The sequence below is a fragment of the Candidatus Omnitrophota bacterium genome, assembly GCA_028717245.1.
GTDB lineage: Bacteria > Omnitrophota > Gorgyraeia > Gygaellales > Profunditerraquicolaceae > JAGUYA01.
On the sequence record JAQUOD010000006.1, the window covers coordinates 51,846 to 69,268 of the forward strand.

General features: G+C 44.8%; 21 protein-coding genes and 5 tRNA genes. 25 read left to right on the forward strand and 1 reads right to left on the reverse strand.

Going from position 1 to position 17,423, the window contains the following annotated elements; translation table 11 throughout:
• The 8 genes from PHV44_04805 to PHV44_04840 form a co-directional block, all read left to right on the forward strand.
• The coding region (locus PHV44_04805) for a YDG domain-containing protein (GenBank protein MDD5592598.1) at window positions 1–858 on the forward strand (858 nt) is incomplete at its 5' end.
• Between the two features lie 109 nt (window positions 859–967).
• A complete protein-coding gene (locus PHV44_04810; GenBank protein MDD5592599.1) occupies window positions 968–2,188 on the forward strand; it encodes an ATP-binding protein in 1,221 nt (406 codons plus the stop codon).
• Between the two features lie 76 nt (window positions 2,189–2,264).
• Window positions 2,265–2,804, forward strand: coding sequence for a SurA N-terminal domain-containing protein (locus PHV44_04815; protein MDD5592600.1), 540 nt, complete (start codon window positions 2,265–2,267; stop codon window positions 2,802–2,804).
• Between the two features lie 27 nt (window positions 2,805–2,831).
• Window positions 2,832–3,413, forward strand: coding sequence for a hypothetical protein (locus PHV44_04820; protein ID MDD5592601.1), 582 nt, complete (start codon window positions 2,832–2,834; stop codon window positions 3,411–3,413).
• Complete coding sequence (locus PHV44_04825; protein ID MDD5592602.1) at window positions 3,413–3,982, forward strand: hypothetical protein; 570 nt, start codon at window positions 3,413–3,415, stop codon at window positions 3,980–3,982. Before PHV44_04820 ends, PHV44_04825 begins: the two co-directional genes overlap by 1 nt.
• A gap of 51 nt (window positions 3,983–4,033) precedes the next feature.
• A tRNA-Met gene (locus PHV44_04830) sits at window positions 4,034–4,107 on the forward strand.
• Window positions 4,108–4,132: 25 nt separating this feature from the next.
• Window positions 4,133–4,588 carry a cyclic nucleotide-binding domain-containing protein gene (locus PHV44_04835; protein MDD5592603.1) on the forward strand — a complete coding sequence of 152 codons (456 nt, stop codon included), beginning with the start codon at window positions 4,133–4,135 and terminating at the stop codon, window positions 4,586–4,588.
• A gap of 40 nt (window positions 4,589–4,628) precedes the next feature.
• The gene (locus PHV44_04840; protein ID MDD5592604.1) at window positions 4,629–5,120 is read left to right on the forward strand and encodes a PAS domain-containing protein; all 492 of its coding nucleotides are present in this window, start codon (window positions 4,629–4,631) and stop codon (window positions 5,118–5,120) included.
• Between the two features lie 14 nt (window positions 5,121–5,134).
• On the opposite strand, the gene PHV44_04845 is transcribed toward PHV44_04840, so the two are convergent.
• A complete protein-coding gene (locus tag PHV44_04845; GenBank protein MDD5592605.1) occupies window positions 5,135–6,424 on the reverse strand; it encodes a flippase in 1,290 nt (429 codons plus the stop codon).
• Window positions 6,425–6,565: 141 nt separating this feature from the next.
• Between PHV44_04845 and tilS the strand changes: the two genes are divergently transcribed.
• The 17 genes from tilS to PHV44_04930 all read left to right on the forward strand — a co-directional run bounded on the left by tilS (window position 6,566) and on the right by PHV44_04930 (window position 17,420).
• Window positions 6,566–7,555, forward strand: coding sequence for a tRNA lysidine(34) synthetase TilS (gene tilS / locus PHV44_04850; protein MDD5592606.1), 990 nt, complete (start codon window positions 6,566–6,568; stop codon window positions 7,553–7,555).
• Window positions 7,556–7,605: 50 nt separating this feature from the next.
• Entirely contained in the window at window positions 7,606–9,468 is a 1,863-nt protein-coding gene (gene ftsH, locus PHV44_04855; GenBank protein MDD5592607.1) for an ATP-dependent zinc metalloprotease FtsH, read from the forward strand.
• 52 nt (window positions 9,469–9,520) lie between these two features.
• On the forward strand, window positions 9,521–10,711 hold the full coding sequence (gene folP / locus PHV44_04860) for a dihydropteroate synthase (protein ID MDD5592608.1): 1,191 nt from the start codon (window positions 9,521–9,523) through the stop codon (window positions 10,709–10,711).
• On the forward strand, window positions 10,708–11,496 hold the full coding sequence (gene cdaA / locus PHV44_04865; protein MDD5592609.1) for a diadenylate cyclase CdaA: 789 nt from the start codon (window positions 10,708–10,710) through the stop codon (window positions 11,494–11,496). The genes folP and cdaA overlap by 4 nt, the downstream gene beginning before the upstream one ends.
• On the forward strand, window positions 11,489–11,629 hold the full coding sequence (locus PHV44_04870) for a hypothetical protein (GenBank protein ID MDD5592610.1): 141 nt from the start codon (window positions 11,489–11,491) through the stop codon (window positions 11,627–11,629). Before cdaA ends, PHV44_04870 begins: the two co-directional genes overlap by 8 nt.
• A gap of 1 nt (window position 11,630) precedes the next feature.
• Window positions 11,631–12,344: a pyridoxine 5'-phosphate synthase gene (locus PHV44_04875; protein MDD5592611.1), complete on the forward strand. Its 714-nt coding sequence runs from the start codon at window positions 11,631–11,633 to the stop codon at window positions 12,342–12,344.
• Complete coding sequence (acpS, locus tag PHV44_04880) at window positions 12,341–12,697, forward strand: holo-ACP synthase (GenBank protein ID MDD5592612.1); 357 nt, start codon at window positions 12,341–12,343, stop codon at window positions 12,695–12,697. Before PHV44_04875 ends, acpS begins: the two co-directional genes overlap by 4 nt.
• Window positions 12,660–13,523: an NAD(P)H-hydrate dehydratase gene (locus PHV44_04885; protein ID MDD5592613.1), complete on the forward strand. Its 864-nt coding sequence runs from the start codon at window positions 12,660–12,662 to the stop codon at window positions 13,521–13,523. Before acpS ends, PHV44_04885 begins: the two co-directional genes overlap by 38 nt.
• Before the next feature lie 93 nt (window positions 13,524–13,616).
• Window positions 13,617–13,689, forward strand: a tRNA-Thr gene (locus PHV44_04890).
• Window positions 13,690–13,925: 236 nt separating this feature from the next.
• The gene (locus PHV44_04895) at window positions 13,926–14,207 is read left to right on the forward strand and encodes a GIY-YIG nuclease family protein (GenBank protein MDD5592614.1); all 282 of its coding nucleotides are present in this window, start codon (window positions 13,926–13,928) and stop codon (window positions 14,205–14,207) included.
• Window positions 14,170–14,252 (forward strand) — tRNA-Tyr (locus PHV44_04900). Before PHV44_04895 ends, PHV44_04900 begins: the two co-directional genes overlap by 38 nt.
• Window positions 14,253–14,499: 247 nt before the next feature.
• Window positions 14,500–14,573 (forward strand) — tRNA-Gly (locus PHV44_04905).
• Between the two features lie 7 nt (window positions 14,574–14,580).
• The gene (locus PHV44_04910; protein ID MDD5592615.1) at window positions 14,581–15,375 is read left to right on the forward strand and encodes a thymidylate synthase; all 795 of its coding nucleotides are present in this window, start codon (window positions 14,581–14,583) and stop codon (window positions 15,373–15,375) included.
• Window positions 15,368–15,871, forward strand: a complete 504-nt coding sequence (locus PHV44_04915; GenBank protein MDD5592616.1) for a PilZ domain-containing protein — start codon at window positions 15,368–15,370, stop codon at window positions 15,869–15,871. The genes PHV44_04910 and PHV44_04915 overlap by 8 nt, the downstream gene beginning before the upstream one ends.
• On the forward strand, window positions 15,858–16,856 hold the full coding sequence (locus PHV44_04920; protein MDD5592617.1) for an NAD(P)-dependent glycerol-3-phosphate dehydrogenase: 999 nt from the start codon (window positions 15,858–15,860) through the stop codon (window positions 16,854–16,856). Before PHV44_04915 ends, PHV44_04920 begins: the two co-directional genes overlap by 14 nt.
• A 91-nt stretch (window positions 16,857–16,947) precedes the next feature.
• A tRNA-Pro gene (locus PHV44_04925) sits at window positions 16,948–17,025 on the forward strand.
• A gap of 41 nt (window positions 17,026–17,066) precedes the next feature.
• Complete coding sequence (locus PHV44_04930; GenBank protein ID MDD5592618.1) at window positions 17,067–17,420, forward strand: PilZ domain-containing protein; 354 nt, start codon at window positions 17,067–17,069, stop codon at window positions 17,418–17,420.
• The last annotated feature ends 3 nt before the right edge of the window (window positions 17,421–17,423 follow it).

Here is a 17,423-nt window from a genome sequence, read left to right on the forward strand (position 1 = left end):
GTTGCTGACACTACCGGAGAAATCACCCAGAAATCCTTAACCGTTACCGCCGTTACGGACACTAAGGCTTATGATGACACCACAAGTTCTACCGGTGTTCCTACGATTACTTCCGGCAGCCTGGCATCTGGCGATACTGCTACTTGGACCCAGACCTTTGATAACAAGAATGTCGGTACCGGCAAGACGCTGACACCGGCCGGAACAGTAAACGATGGCAACGGCGGGCTTAACTATAATGTAACTTTTGTGAATAACACTACTGGTGTTATTACTCCAGCAGCCGCTAGCAAACTCGTCTTTATTCAGCAGCCCACTGATACCACTGCCGGTTCAAACATTACACCTGCAATAAAAGTAGAGATAAGAGATGCTTACGACAACTTACTTACTGCTGACAGCACCTCTACAATCACCATAAGTTTACAAAATAACCCCGGTAGCGGCGGGCTCTCGGGGACGCTTACGCAGACTACTTCAAACGGCGTAGCTACCTTTAGCGGCCTTTCCATAAATAAAGCAGGGTCAGGATATGCCTTAAAAGCTGCCTCCGGTACTCTGAATCCTGCTATTTCAGCGTCGTTTAATATTGCCGCTAATCCCTCGGATTCCCAATTATCCAACGCCGAAGTTATCAGGGCATTAATAGAAGTAGGCCTTTATCAATTCACGCCTTTTACCCCGGGCGGCGGCGCGGGGTATTTATACCATCCTATAACACCGACGGATGCCTCTGCTTTTGAGCAGTTTATGCTGCAAGCCAGCGATTACAGTTTCTTTGACGGTGTATTAAACTATACTGGGAATCAGGAATTGACGCCATTCTTCCAAGAATTAGATAAGAAAGGCCAGCATTAATTAAAAGAATAAATATGCATTTTACTCACGCCCCGCATTTTTAAAATAATGCGGGGTTTTTTATTTAAAAGTCCTTGACAATTTAAAGTTATACTTTAAAATAACAAGTATGTATATCACCCGCTTGGTTGAAAAGACATTAAGGCAAGCCGTTAAGTCTTTTCCCGCTGTTTTTATCGGCGGGCCGAGAAGGTCCGGCAAGACGACTTTAGCGCGCAAACGCCTCAAGGGTTATAATTATGTCCTGCTTGATGAGATAGATGTGCGTTCGCTGGCTATCGAGGACCCTCGGGGGTTTTTGGAGAAATATCCGCCTCCGGTTATTATTGATGAAATACAAAGCGCCCCCGGGCTCCTATCACATATTAAAGCGCGCATTGAGCATAATAAGAAACCGGGCCAGTGGGTTCTGACCGGCTCCCAACAGTGGGCCCTGATGAAAGGTATCAGTGAAACCTTGGCAGGTCGTATTGCGATCCTGCACTTATTTCCTTTTTCTCTGGAAGAACTACAGAAAAACCCGCGGCTAAATTTAAGCGAGGCGGGTGGTTTTCTCAATGCCCTTTCGCATGCCAAGGAGTTTCCGGAGAAGATTATTCCGCTTGGGAAATGGATTTTAGGGGGAGGGTATCCTGAGGTTGCGCTTAACAAAAAAATATCCCGCAGGCTATGGTTTTCCAGTTATCTGCAGACCTATGTGGACCGCGATGTCCGCAGCTACATTAAACAATCAAACCTTCATGATTTTGAAAGATTTGTCAAGCTTCTGGCGGCGCGCACGGCTTGCGAGCTCAATTGCTCGACGCTTTCGCGGGATATAGGAGTTTCTGTCCCTACGATAAAATCATGGCTTACCCTTTTGGAGGCAAGCGGGCTTATTTTTTTTCTCCAACCATACTATAAAAATTTTGGCAAAAGAATTGTTAAGTCGTCCAAGTGTTATTTTATGGATACGGGGCTTGTTTCATACCTGGTAGGCCTTCAGGGCGAAATGCATGCCCTTCAAGGGCCGATGGCAGGCGCCCTTTTTGAGACGGCGTGCGTGTCCCAGTTTTATAAGCGTTTTTCCGCTTTTGCCGATTCTTGTTCGCTTTATTATTACCGCAGTACTGATGGTTTGGAAGTAGACCTTTTAGTCGAAACCGGCAAGGCAACTTATCCTATTGAAATCAAATTATCCTCGACCGTTGACTATGGGCGTATAAGGCCATTGATAAAGTGGTTAGAGGTCGCGCGTAACGAATATGCCCGCGGATTGGTTATTTCTACCTCTAAAGAACTAGGTGCGATAGGCAAAGGTGTGGTGAACTGCCACTATTCCCTGATCTGAAGCGGTAGCGTAAAGTAAAGACACAAGTTATAAAAGAAAAAATTATCTGTTCATTTTAGGAAGGAGCGAATCCACTATGAAAAAATACCTGGTTATATTATGCGTTTCGTTTTTATTTTTTGGCTGCACGGCCAAGCCTAAGGATAAAATAATACTGGCTAAGATTAACGATTATGAAATTACCCGGGAGGAATTCTATGCGGCCCTTAAGGATTCCATGTATGGCATGGCCGATACCCCGGAATCAAGGCAGGAATTCCTGGATAACCTGATTAATCAGAAACTCATCCTGCAGGAGGCCCAGAAGAAGGGTCTGGATAAGGAAACAAACTTCTTAAAGACGATTGAAAGGTTCTGGGAGCAGTCATTGTTAAAAATAGCGCTGGATAAGAAGACTAAAGAGATTTCTTCCAATATGCGTATCGGCGATAAAGATATCCAGGAAGCATACCAAAAGATGTCCCAGGCCGGTGAGGCCGATAAAACTTACGATCAGATGTACAACCAGCTTAAATGGGAGCTCACCAAAGCTAAGGAGTCCGAAGAGATAAATAAATGGATAACGGAATTGCACAATAAGGCGCAGGTAAAAGTAGATTATGATTTATTAAAATAAGGTAAATAGAAAAAGGGGGAGGATAAGATGCCGGCGACATATAAACGCAGGGTCTATTTTATCGATAAGAAATTCCAGGCTAATTTTATTCTGAAATTTTGCGCCTTGGTGGCTGTTAGCGGCCTGCTTACTATCGGGATACTGTATCTTTTGGCCATGCAGTCTACTACGGTTTCTATCGTCAATTCCCGCGTGGTGGTAAAGACGACCGCTGATTTTATCCTGCCTATAATGGTGCAGACAGTAATCGTAGTGATGGTTATTGTCAGCATCGCCACTATCTTCGTGACGTTATTTGTTTCCCATAAGATTGCCGGCCCATTGTACCGTTTTAAGAAGACGATGAAAGAATTAGAAGCGGGGAATTTTGCCGAGGATTTCAGGATACGTCACCTTGACCAGCTGCAGGATTTGGCAGAGAGCTTTAACAATATGATCAAGAAGATAAGGGAAGAAGCTATTACCCTGAAGGGGAGCTTTAAAAAATTAGAGGATAAGCTGAATAATATCTCAGAACATGATATGCCGCAGGACAGGCGCTCGGCATTCCATGAATTAAAAGATATTTTAGGAGATCTAAATACTATAATCAAATATTTCAGGACTTGATGCCTCTTAAAAAGACAGCAAGGGCTATAGTTTTTCTTGCCGCTTTAGTTTTACTAAGCAGCGGTATTGCTTTTGCCTACGACGACGGCTTTGGTTCGGCCAAAAAGATAGAAGGCAAATATTTTACCATTTATTACCCCTCCCAACTGGAATCCTCCGTCCTCATTCAAAAATTAAATATGGGCGCCTCGGATAACTTGATGGCGGGCAAATCAGCGCCTTACGAAGTAGGCCTGGCGGATATGCTGGATACCCTTTTTATCCGGGTCTCCGATATACTGGATATGCATATCTATAGCTTTCACGGCACCGTCAAAGTCTGCGAAAACAAGGCGCAGTTGGGGCGTATCTACAAAGATATAGTTGGCAGGGAACTCAATACCGTATCGTTTTTTGTTACCGATATGAATACTATTTATATCATGCCGGATAGTTTTAAGCGCGAGGTCCTTGGCCATGAGATGTCCCATTCGTTGATGAGCCGTTATTTTGTAGTGCAGCCTCCCGAGAAGATCCATGAACTGCTGGCGATGTATGTAGAATATCAGTTGCGTAAAGGCAGCCAATAAAATATAATAATAAAAGCTGTAAGCTGTAAGTCTTAAGCTATAGCGAACGACGGCGGCGTAACTCAGCCTGATAGAGTAGTCGGCTCATACCCGATTTGTCACTGGTTTAAATCCAGTCGCCGCCACTTAATTTTATTTTCAGGAGGAAAAATGGAAACCTTGGAACCCATTTTAAAGCAGCATCCTTTTTTTAAGGGCCTGCCGGCAAAATATATTGATTTTATCGTCGGATGCACGATACACCAAGTTTTTAAGGCGGGAGAAGTTATTTTGAAGGAAGGGGACTCTGCGGATAAATTTTATCTCATCCGTAGCGGGAAGGTAGCTATTTATATAGCCCAGCCTCAGGAGATTACCATACAGACTATAGGCGAAGGCGATATTTTAGGCTGGTCGTGGCTTATTTCGCCATACCGTTATCGTTTTAGCGCCAGGGCCGTAGAAAACACGCGGGTGTTGGCCTTAGACGGCAAATGCCTTAGGGAAAAATGCGAAAAGAATTCTGATTTAGGGTATGAACTGCTCAAGAGGTTGATGAATATTTTTACCGAACGCCTGGAAGCAACAAGGATACAGCTTTTGGACCTTTATAATATAAACCGTTAATGCCAAGCGCCGCTGATAAAACTTAAAGGAGCAGGATAAGATGGAGAATGCAAATAAGCCCCAGGAAGAACTCCTCGCTGAATTAGCTTCGCTGCGTAAGCGGATTTCGGAATTAGAGGCTTCACAGAAGATATTAATGACTAGCGAAGCAAAATACAGGCAGATAATAGAAAACGCAAACAGTATTATCATGGTGATGGATACCAAAGGCAATATTACATTCTTTAACCAGTTCGCGCAGAGGTTCTTCGGTTTTTACGAGAAAGAGATACTGGGTAAGAACGTCGTCGGAACGATTGTTTCGGAAAAGGATTTATCCGGCAAGGATTTGGTAGAGATGATCCAGGATATCGTGCAAAACCCCGAGCGGCATTCGGTGAATGAAAACGAAAATATACGCAGTAACGGAGAGCGCGTGCGGGTTCTATGGGCCAATAAAGCCATTATCGGCGAAGACGGGAGCATCAAAGAAATCCTCTGTATCGGTAATGCCGTTGCTACGAATATCCAGCCGCCATTCTGTTTTGGTTAGTTAAAAAAAAGAAGTTACAGGGAATGCTCAGGAAGGCAGTAATTTTTTAAAATTTTAACCGTCGCAATAAAAATCCCCGCCTCAAGTATTACCGTTGCCCAGGCAGCCCCCAGATAAGAGAAGAAATATATCAAGGCGAATATCATCGGCACCCCTGCCAGCGCTGCGATGACATGGAGTTTAGAATAAATATCCTGCCTGCCGCAGACCAACAAGAACTGCACCTTAAAGGCATTGGCGCCCACAAAGAATACTGACACTAACAGTAATCGTAAGGCCAGGACAGCTTCTTTGTATTCTATGCCGCAGACGGCTTTTATCAGCCAGGGCGCAAGCAGGAAGATAATCGGCAGGGATATGATGAAGCCCCTGGCAGCGACGCCCTGAATTTTATACATAAAATCCGCGGCCTTTTTCTTATTTTTCTGAAAGATTTTGTTTAACCTCGGATATATCGCCTGCGAAAAAGAATCCATAGGAAAGGTCTGAATGACATTAGCTATCCGCTCGGCGATAGAATAGTATCCCGTAAGGGTATTATTGGTCAAAAGGCCTACGGCAAAAACACGGGTAACCGTATAGGCATTTATGGCGATGATGGAAGAGAAGACATGCCAGCCCTTTTTTACTTCCTGCCGGATTTTCCCCCAGCCCTGAAAAACAAGGGCGACTTTGAATTCTGTAAATACAATATATAGCCCAAGGGCCCCGCTGACCAGAAAGGCCAGGGAATTTATAAAAGGGATATACAGGTAATCCGCCGGGCCCTTCACGAATATAAAGATACCCGAGGCGTATATCGTTCCAGCGATTATATTCAATACGGCTATATATTTCATTTTTTCTATCCCCATAAAGAACCAGGCCGGAAAGAGGACATTGCCTATAATAGCCCCGAAGCTCAGCAGATAAACCATCCAGTCTTCTTTAAATTTAGGGATGAAATTCAGGATTAAAAAGAGGATGAAAAAGCTTATGATGGCTAAGGTAATTTTTACCGTCATTACTGAGGAGAAAACGGCGGAGACCCTGTTTTTTTCTTTTCTGTATAATGAGATTTCCCGGGTTGCGGAGACGCTGAAGCCATAGTCCACCAGGATAAGGAAATATTGCGTAAACGCCTGCGCAAAGGCAATCAGGCCGAATTTTGCCGGGCCGATTACCCGCACCAGGTAGGGCAGGATAATTATCGGCAGGATATAGTTTATGCCCTGCAGCGTAGAGAGGGAGAAGGCGTTGCTTAAGACTGTCTTACGCTCTTCTCTGGAGGCCATGCGGTAAATCGTTTTTATTAACGACAGCATATTACTCCTTTCGGTTCTATCCTTGTTTAATTTACACTTTAAAAGGAGAGAAGTCAATATCAAAAAAAGGTTTCATTCGGGGGTGAGGAGTAATATAATATGTCCTAAGCTTTAAGGCGGCATCAATTAAAGGGGTAGTGTATGTTTTTAGAGAAAGTAAAAGATACTATTAAAAGATACAACCTTATAGCTAAGGGAGATAGGGTCTTAGTGGGCGTATCCGGCGGCCCGGATTCTCTGGCTTTGCTTTATCTGCTTAATGATTTAAAAAGAGCCCTGGATCTGAAACTGCATATAGCGCATTTAGACCACTGCCTCAGAGAAGATTCTCGCGGAGACAGGATTTTTGTGGAGGGCCTGGCGCGGAAACTGAAATTGCCCGTTACTACCGCAGGAATTAATGTCAGGCAGCTGGCCAAACGGGGCGGGTCGCTGGAGGAGATAGCCAGAAATGCGCGCTTGGGTTTTTTGTTTAAAGCAGCCAAAGATACAAAATCCGCAAAGATCGCCCTGGGCCACAATCTTGATGACCAGGCGGAAACCGTGCTCATGCGTATCTTAAGAGGCGCGGGGTTATACGGATTATCCGGGATTTCTCCGAAGAGAAAGATTCGCGGTTATGAAATTATCCGGCCTTTGATAGAAACAAGGCGCAGCGAAATAGAGGCATACCTGAAGAAAAAAAAGATTAAGCCGCGCATTGATAAATCTAACTTGGAAGATATTTATTTCAGGAATAAGATCCGTAACCGGCTCTTGCCGTTACTGGAAAAAGAATACAATAGAAATATCCGGGAGGTGTTGAGTAATATGGCCCAGAGCTTAGGCTGCGATTACGATTATCTGCTGCGCTGTGCCGAACGCAGGATTAAGGGCTCACGTTCCGGGCTCAACCTTAGAAGGTTGAAGAAGCTACACCCTGCGCTGCAGAGATTAATGCTGCGTATGAGTATCGCTAAAGTAAAAGGCGATACGCGCAGGATTACCTTCCAGCATATAAAAGAAATCGAGGATTTGATTTACAACCGCCCGGTTCATTCTATAGTCGACCTGCCTAAGGGGGTATCTGTAGTAAAAAGCAAGAGTTATCTCTCCTTTTTCCGCAAGGCGAAATCTTCAATAAATACTTGATTTTATTAGTATTTAAATATATAATAAAACTTCTAAAAGAAAGGTGAAAAATGCTAAACAATAGAATCCCTAAATCCAAGAAAAACAATATACTTAGGCGTTTCCCCTGGTCCTGGTTGGTAATAATCGGACTTTTCTACCTTCTTATTAATTCTATAAACATACCTGTTAGCGGCATACCCAAAGAGATATCCTATAGCGATTTCTACGCCGCCTTAAGAGATAACCCGGAAAAGATCAGGTCTGTGACCAAGATTGAAACTGTGCTCCAGGGTGAATTCAGCGATAATTCCAGGTTCTTTTTAAATATTCCCGATAATGATACGCAGCTGCTTGACCTGATGCGCCAGAACTTAAAGCATTTTGAGGTTAAGCCGCCTCGCACCCTTTTAGCAAACCTGTTGTATTCGCTGGGGCCGGTGGTCCTGTTGATATTCTTCTGGTGGATGATGGCGGCAAGGGGCGAACAATTAGGCAACCGGATCATGGGTTTTGGCAAGATGCGGCCAAAGATGCACAGCGAAAAAGAGGGCGAGAAAGCCACTTTTGATGATGTGGCAGGAGTTGATGAAGCCAAAGAAGAATTGCAGGAGGTCATAGAGTTTTTAAAGGACCCGAAGAAATTTCAAAAACTGGGAGGAAAAATTCCTAAAGGAGTTTTACTCGTCGGGCCGCCGGGCTGCGGGAAAACTTTGATTGCCCGCGCCGTAGCCGGAGAAGCCGGGGTGCCGTTCTTTAGCATTTCCGGTTCGGATTTTGTGGAGATGTTTGTGGGCGTGGGAGCCAGCCGCGTGCGGGATTTATTTGAGCAAGGCCGTAAGGCGGCAAAGGCATCCGGCAAGGGCGCGATTATTTTTATTGATGAAATAGATGCTGTCGGCAGGTTACGTTTTTCGGGTATCGGCGGAGGGCATGACGAGAGGGAGCAGACCCTGAATGCGCTTTTGGTGGAGATGGACGGTTTTGATACGCAGCAGGGCCTGATTCTTATCGCTGCTACCAACCGGCCGGATACATTAGACCCGGCAATTCTGCGCCCTGGAAGATTTGACCGCAATATCATCGTGCATTTACCTGACATCAAAGGAAGAGAAGAGATACTCAAGGTACATACGCGCAAAATAAAGCTTAGCCCTACAGTAAACTTAAATTCCATTGCCAGCCAGACCCCGGGGTTTTCCGGAGCGGATCTGGCAAACCTTTGTAATGAGGCAGCGCTCATGGCTGCCCGTTTTAATAAAGATGCGGTGGAGATGGTTGATTTTGAGAAGTCCGTGGAAAGAGTGCTGATGGGCCCGGAAAAGAAGAGCCATATTATATCCAAAAAGGAAAAAGAGATTACCGCGTTGCATGAATCCGGGCATGCATTGCTATCTCTACTATTGCCTGAAGTGAACCCCTTAAAGAAGGTCTCCATTATCCCGCGGGGTTTAGCCGGAGGCTATACCTTTACCCCGCCGCTGGAAGACAGGCACTATTGGACAAAGACAGAATTGATTTCGGAGATTGCCATGATGTTAGGCGGCAGGGCTTCCGAAGAGATAAATTTAAACGAGGTCACTACTGGCGCCCAGAATGATCTGGAGATGGCGACGTTAATGGCCCGGCGCATGGTCTGTCAGTTCGGGATGTCCGATAAATTAGGTAATGTTACGCTGGGGAGAAGGGAAGGGCTGGTATTCCTGGGCCGGGATATCGTAGAAGAAAGAAATTATAGTGAGGAGACCGCTCACCAGATCGATGAAGAAGTAAAGAAAATAGTAAGTGATGCTTATGTAAAAGCCAAGGAGTTACTGCAGCAGAATTCAGAAAAATTAAAGTTTTTAAGCAACGCGCTTTTGGAAAAAGAAGTTTTAGACGGCGAAGAAGTCAAACGTATGCTTGGCATAGAAAAGAAAGACCTCACCGTATAAAGACTAAATGCGCATCCTTCGGATATCGGACCAAAAAACATTAAGGCAGATAATGCAGGATATTGGGGTAGATAATTACGGCATTGAAATTATGCTGCCCAAGGCGGTTCATCATTTAGTCAGAATTAATTCCCTCTCCTGTATCGCAGCAAATATACTTAAACAAGAGATGCTTTCTTTGGGCGCAGAAGCAGCGCTAGCCCGGGGCGCCTTGACCGGTAAAACAAAGAAGACAGACTGTCTTTTAATGGCCACGCTTTCTCAATTCAAGCGGCTCGCGGAAAAACTAAAACAGCAGCCCTTTGGCCTGAATAGATTAGCCGATGATTTATCCGGTAATCTCGCTAATTACGGAAAGGATGAGTTCAGGCTGGACCTGGGCAGGCATAAATTACGCCTTACGCCAAACAAAACCTGTATTATCGGTATCATAAATATTACCCCGGATTCATTCAGCGGGGACGGATTCTTTCAGGGACTGTCCCCGACAGGGCCAAGAGAAATTATTCCTAAGGGGACTGTCCCTGAACGAGCTTTTGATTTCGCAGAGAAGATGGTTGAGGACGGTGCGGATATCATTGATATAGGAGGCGAATCCAGCCGGCCCGGAGCAAAGCCGATTTCCGTCAAAGAAGAATTAAGCCGGACGATACCAGTAATTAAAAAGATTGCCCGCAAAATCAAAGTCCCGGTCTCCATTGATACGTACAAACCCGAGGTCGCCAGGCAGGCATTGGATTGCGGCGCGGCGATAGTCAATGACATCACAGGTTTAAGGAACGATAAAATGATAGGCGTGGCGGCTAAATATAAGGCAGGGGTAGTGATTATGCATATGAAGGGAAACCCCCGCACTATGCAGAAGAATCCCGTATATAAGTCGCTATTGGATGAAGTAATAGAATATTTAGATAAGGCGATGCATAGGGCTGTCGCAGGAGGGATAAATAGGGAGAAAATTATTCTTGACCCCGGTATCGGATTTGGTAAGGCGTTTACGCATAATTTAGAGATACTGAAGAACCTGAGGGAGCTTAAGATTTTAGGCAGGCCTTTGTTAGCCGGTGTTTCCAGAAAATCGTTCCTGGGTAAAATACTGAACGCAGAGCCCGGGATGAGGATTTTCGGCAGCGTATCTGCCTGTATCCTCGCAGCTAAAAATGGGGCCAATATGGTCAGGGTCCACGACGTGAAGGCATTAAAGCAGGCCTTAACCGTTTTAAATACTATAAATAGTATATGAATATATTAAATATATCAAATAGTATTAGTTATATTCTAATCATAAAGACCTTGATTGAGGTATCCATACTCTGGTTTGTAATTTATCATGTGATACTATTTTTTGAAGGCACGCGCGCCATCCAGGTTCTACGCGGCATAATTATCCTTCTGCTCTGTTTTTTTCTATTCCAGAAACTGGACTTCGAGATATTAGACTGGATACTCAGGAAATTATTCGCCATATCGGTTATCGCCGTTATGATTATCTTCCATCCTGAGATAAGGCAGGGCCTTGCGCGGTTAGGCCAGCGCTATATTTTTAGCCCGGTCTTAAAGGAAGAGGAGCTGGATTATATATTGCAACAGATAGCCAAAGCCGCCGAAGAACTTTGTAAAAATAAGGTCGGCGCGCTTATCGCCATAGAGAAAAATGATTCTTTAAGCACTTACGTAGGAAGCGGAGTCTTAATAGATGCAGTCGTATCTGCGGATTTAATCCAGAACATATTTACGCCCAACAGCCTCCTGCATGACGGGGGGCTGGTTATACAGCACGGCCGCATTATCGCCGCGGGTTGCTTATTCCCGCTTACGGAAAATCAGGATTTAAGCCGGATATACGGGACGCGCCACCGCGCTGCCTTAGGTTTAAGCGAAGAGGCAGACGCGGCCATTATTGTAATCTCCGAAGAAAGACAGGACATCTCTTTAGTTTATCGCGCTAAGTTGTACAAGGATTTGAGCCATGAAGAGATGGCCTATAAGGTTAAAGAGATCCTAAAACTCAAAAAAGAAGATGCCTAAAGAAAAAATCAGCCTTGGTTACCGTATAACCCACTGGTTTACTTGTCATCCCTGGCTTAAGCTTATTGCGTTAATATTGGCAGTGATGGCCTGGTTTTATGTCAGGGGCGAGATAAAACAATTTAATTATTGAGATGCCGGCCTTATTAGGCGTAAATATTGACCACGTAGCTACTTTAAGGGAAGTCCGCCATGGCATTGAGCCGGAACCTGTATTCGCGGCTTTAGTTTGTCAGGCAGCAGGAGCGGATAGTATAGTAGCGCATTTAAGGGAAGACCGCAGGCATATTAAAGAGCGGGACCTGTATCTTTTAAAAGAGTTGGTGAAGGTAAAGCTAAATTTAGAAATGTCTGTGGCAGAAGACATCGTTGAGATTGCCTGTAAAACAAAACCCGGCCAGGCAACTTTAGTGCCGGAGAAGAGGCAGGAAATTACTACCGAAGGCGGCCTGGATGTAGCAGTTCATTTTAAAAAAATCGGGCAGGTTTTTAGCCGTTTGGACAAAAAGGGGATTGCCGTAAGTTTGTTTATTGATCCGGATAAGAAGCAAATCGATGCCACTAAAAAATTAGGCATAGGTATGATAGAGCTGCATACCGGCCGTTATGCCGGAGCCAAGGATAAAAAAGAAGAAGATAAATATTTCAGGGAATTAGAGGCGGCAGCGCATTATGCCAGGAATAAAGGGATGCAGGTTTTTGCGGGGCATGGCTTAAATTATTATAATGTCGCCAGGATCGCTAAAATAAAAACGATAGAAGAATTAAATATCGGATATTCTATTGTCTGCCGCGCGGTATCGGTGGGTTTAGGCAGGGCAGTCAAAGAAATGAAGGCGCTCATATGATTATCGGGACCGGCGTGGATATAACGGAGGTCAGCCGGCTGCGCCAGGCAGTAGAAAAGTGGGGCGAGGAATTCTTAAGCCGCGTATTTACTAAAGAAGAATTGAAGAACGCCAAGACGCGCGGCAGCCTCTATCAGCACCTTGCGGGGAGGTTTGCGGCTAAAGAAGCGGTATTTAAGGCATTAGGTAACGCAAAGCTGAATTGGCAGGATGTAGAGATTTTAAATGATAAACAGGGTAAGCCTTCTTGCATGATTTTAAATGGCAAAGGCAAAAAAATAGAAGCGCACATATCCATTTCGCATGTAAAAAATTATGCGGTTGCCAACGCAATTATTACGCAGAAAAGTTAACACCCATAAAGGCGACTTTGGGCATATTTTTATTTTAGCCGGTTCGTTGAAATTTTCCGGGGCAGCAGCATTGGCTAGCGAAGCAGCGATGCGTAGCGGAGCGGGGTCAGTTACTTTAGGCATACCTGAAAGCTTAACCCGGGCAATGATAAAAATAAAGGCCAGGGAAGTAATGATACTGCCTTTGCCGAAAACTAAAGAAGGCACGCTAAGCATTGCCGCTTATAAAAAGATAAAAGATTTTTCTACAAAGGCCGATGTATTAGTGGTTGGCCCGGGGTTGACTCAGGATAAGTCAACTCAAGGGTTGGTACGTAAGGTTATTACGCAGGTAAATAAGCCTATGGTTATCGACGCAGACGGTCTGAATGCGTTAGCCGGTTATTTGAACATCTTACTAGCGACTAGCGACCAGCGACCAGCGACTATATTAACTCCGCACCCTGGCGAAATGGCTAGGCTTTTAGGCATAAGCGTAAAAAAGATAGAGCGCAACCGTAAAAAAATTGCCCAAGGCTTTGCGAAAAAATATAAGGTAACCGTGGTTTTAAAAGGGCACGATACCATAGTTGCGGATTATGGCGGGAATTTATATCTAAATAAGACCGGTAATCCCGGCATGGCTACGGCAGGAAGCGGCGATGTTTTAACCGGGATGATTGCCGCTTTTTTAGGCCAGGGACTGAACGCTTTTAATGCGGCAAAATATGCGGTTTATCTGCACGGTTTAGCCGGAGATCTGGCGGCTAAAGAAAAAACGCAGATAAGTATGCTCGCTTCTGATATAATAGATAAGATACCGCAGGCAATCAGGAAGTGTAGTTAAAATGGCTATTACAAACTAAAAATAAACAAAAGAAATTTGTGGTTATGGCTTCCAAATATGAATCGAGATTTGATTTACTTGAAAAATAGGTCCGCTGGCGTAGCTCAGTTGGTAGAGCTCCTCACTTGTAATGAGGAGGTCGCCCGTTCAATTCGGGTCGCCAGCTTTTATCGAAATTTATGGGCAGGTACCCAAGTGGCCAATCCGCCTACGCTCACTGCGTTCGCTACGGCGGACCCGCCGAAGCACGAAGTGCATAGGCGGGACCGCCTACGCTCACTGCGTTCGCTACGGCGGACCCGCCGAAGCACGAAGTGCATAGGCGGGACCGCCTACGCTCACTGCGTTCGCTACGGCGGACCCGCCGAAGCACGAAGTGCATAGGCGGGAGGGGGTATATAAATGGCTTTCGTATATGTCTTAAAGAGTTCAAAGGATAATAAACTATACGTAGGCTCAACTCGCCAGAATATAAAAGAGCGGATAAATCGCCATAATAATGGACAAGTTCAGTCTACTAAATATAGACGACCACTTTCTCTTTTATATAGTGAGCATTTCGATGATTATTCACATGCCAGAAAAAAAGAATTATATTTAAAATCTGGCAGTGGCAGAGAGCATTTAAATAGAATTTTAGTAAGATGGGCAGGTACCCAAGTGGCCAAAGGGGGCAGACTGTAAATCTGTTGCACTTGTGCTTCGTAGGTTCGAATCCTACCCTGCCCATTTTAGTTAATCGTTATTCGTTAATCGTTATTGGATTGGTAGATAGACCTTTAACAATTAACCATTAACCAATAACGAAAGTGCGGGAGTAGTTTTCCGCCAAGCAATTTCATAACGGGCGGAATCCCGTCTGAAGATTTATTATTTGGACGGGACAGTGGTAGAACAATAGTCATTTTTTGTGGCTAACTTATATAAAAAATGATCCTGAGCTGCGGTAGCAGCGAAGGACCTTACGAATAGTAATGCGGGCATAGCACAGAGGAAGTGCAGTAGCCTTCCAAGCTACCTACACGGGTTCGAGTCCCGTTGCCCGCTCCATACGGTTATGATAGAACGCGAATTCTTAGAGCAGGTTTTTATTGACGCCTTTGACCTGGATGATGCCTGGTTTCAGTGTTTATCTGAAATCCTGGAAAAGGGCCATGTCTATACCATTACCCGCGGCAGTTATGAAGGCCAGAAGCGCTTAGAATTTGATTTTGCCGTGGTCAGGGTGCGTAAGCCAGGCCATCAGATTATACCGATTATTCCCGAAGGGATGAGCATACCTGCGCCTACAGATATGGAATACATCCATGGGTATTTAAATTACCTGATGACCGGGGTCAAAACCGCAACAGAAGATTATACTTACGGCGAAAGGCTGGTCGGGCCGGAAGCCAAACTCAAACCGGACGTCCAGGGCAAAGAAATGGCTAAAGAGATGCCGCTACGCGTAAACCAGATAGAGGAAGTCATTAAGATTTATAAAAAGCAGGGATTTGGGACGAATCAGGCGGTAATGGAGATCGGGATGCCTTCGGATATAAAATTAGCTGACCCGCCATGCCTACGGCTCATAGATACCAGGATACGTTACGGCAGGCTGCATTTTATTTTATATTTTCGCTCCTGGGACCTTTGGGGCGGATTTCCTTCTAACCTGGGGGGGTTACAATTAGTCAAACAATATATGGCAGAAGAGATTGGCGTAGAAGACGGTGAAATTATCGCTGTCAGCAAAGGGCTGCATCTTTACGATTACAGTTGGGATTTAGCCAAGATGCGCACCAACAAAACTAATCCTCTCGCGTTCAAGGATATGGCTCATGACGTAGAAGGGGCTAAGGAAGATGGTTAAAGAGGCCGGTTATAGCGGCCATGAACGCCGCAGCTTCATCAGGCTGGATTATGTCACTCCCCTTGCCTATAAAGTATGCAAGGAGGAGACGATCCATAAATTGCTGGAAGGCTATACCTCAAACGTAAGCCCTTCAGGCGTGCTTTGTACTATAAAGGATAAAGTAAAAGAGAACGATATCTTATGGCTTTCTTTTGACCGGGATACTTTGGATATCTGCCATGATTTAGAAAGCAGGAGTTTTATTTATCAAAATGGCGTAATTGGGAAAGTGGTCAGGGTAGAGCAGAAAGGCGATGATACTTACGAAGCAGGCATCCAGTTTATTACCCGCGAAGAAAAAGATTCTACCCGCATATATCCAAAAATATACTTTACTAAAGGTGAAGAAGACGAAGAGACAGAAGAAGGGCAGGAAGCAGGGTTATCGGAAGGAGAGGTTAAAGAAGAAGTGCAAGAGGATATGCAAGATAATAGAGAGAATGAAGAAATTTAATATTACAGTTTTAGGCGATGGGGGATGGGGGGCGACGTTAGCAATGTTACTCTACCGTAAAGGTTTCAAAGTTACTCTTTGGGGCGTATTCCCGGATTATATTTCTTATTTAAATAAAAAGAGAGTTAATACCAGATTCCTACCCGGTATAAGAATACCTTCCGGCATAGAGATTACATCCTGTTTAAATGAAGCAGTGTCTGATAAAGATTTACTGGTTTTGGCTATCCCTTCGCAATATTTACGTGGTATTCTTAAGAGAATCAAGCGGCTGGATTATCCCCGGCATGCCGTATATTTAAGCGTTACCAAGGGTATAGAGATAGGTACGCTGAAAAGGATGTCCGAAGTTATACGCGATGAGATGGGCAAGATAAAATTAGCAGTGCTCTCCGGGCCGACGGTTGCCCATGAAGTTGCTAAAGGAATACCCACTGCCTGTGTGGTTGCTTCCGGCGATAAGGATTTAAGAAAATACCTGCAGGGTATTTTTATGGCCGAGAGGTTCAGGGTTTATACCAATGACGACGTTATCGGTGTAGAATTAGGGGGGAGCCTGAAGAACGTTATTGCTATTGCCTGCGGTATCTCTGATGGCCTGGGTTTTGGCACAAATACAAAGGCAGCCCTTTTATCGCGGGGGTTGGTGGAAATTTCCCGGCTCGGTTCCAGTATGGGCGCAAAGGCAAAGACCTTTAGCGGTATAAGCGGCCTCGGAGATTTAGTGACTACCTGTATTAGCCCTTATAGCAGGAATAGGTTTGTGGGCGAGCGGATAGGCAGAGGTAAGTCCTTAAAACAGGTAACCGCGCATATGCAGATGGTGGCAGAGGGTATCCCTACGGCAAAATCCGCGTATGCCTTGAGCCTAAAATATAAGGTAGATATGCCTATTATCAGGGAAGTTTACGCTGTTCTTTATAAGGATAAATCTGCTAAAGAAGCAGTCAGGGATTTGATGACTCGGGAGAGAAAAGAAGAATAACGGGGCGTGGTCATCCTCCTACGCCCTTTGGATTTACAGTAATAGCTGTGGCGGGCTTCGGAGGATTTCGCCACGAAGACAAAAAGATTAACGGGGCGTGGCTCAGTTTGGCTAGAGCGCTTGAATGGGGTTCAAGAGGTCGACAGTTCAAGTCTGTCCGCCCCGACCAATTTATAGAATAGGATTAAAGGCAAAAAGGAGGTAGGCGAAATGAACTACGAAGGACCGGAAAGAAGGCAACACCCGCGCATAACTGCCCGTTTTATTGTTTCGTATCGCATACTTGAGGAAGCCAACAACATAGATATTTCCCAGACTAAAAACGTAAGTTTAGGCGGCATGCTCTTAACCACAAACAGGGCATTCAGCATAGGCACTAACCTGGCTTTAGAGATACGTTTACCTTTTGACGCTAACCCGATTATGATTGTGGCTAAAGTTATGGAATCGCGCGAAATCAGCAAAGACCTGATTTACGATACCAGGCTTCAATTCCTGGCGATAGACGAAAGGCATAGGAGCGTAATTAAGGATACCGTAGATTATTATCTCAAGAAAGGATAAGTA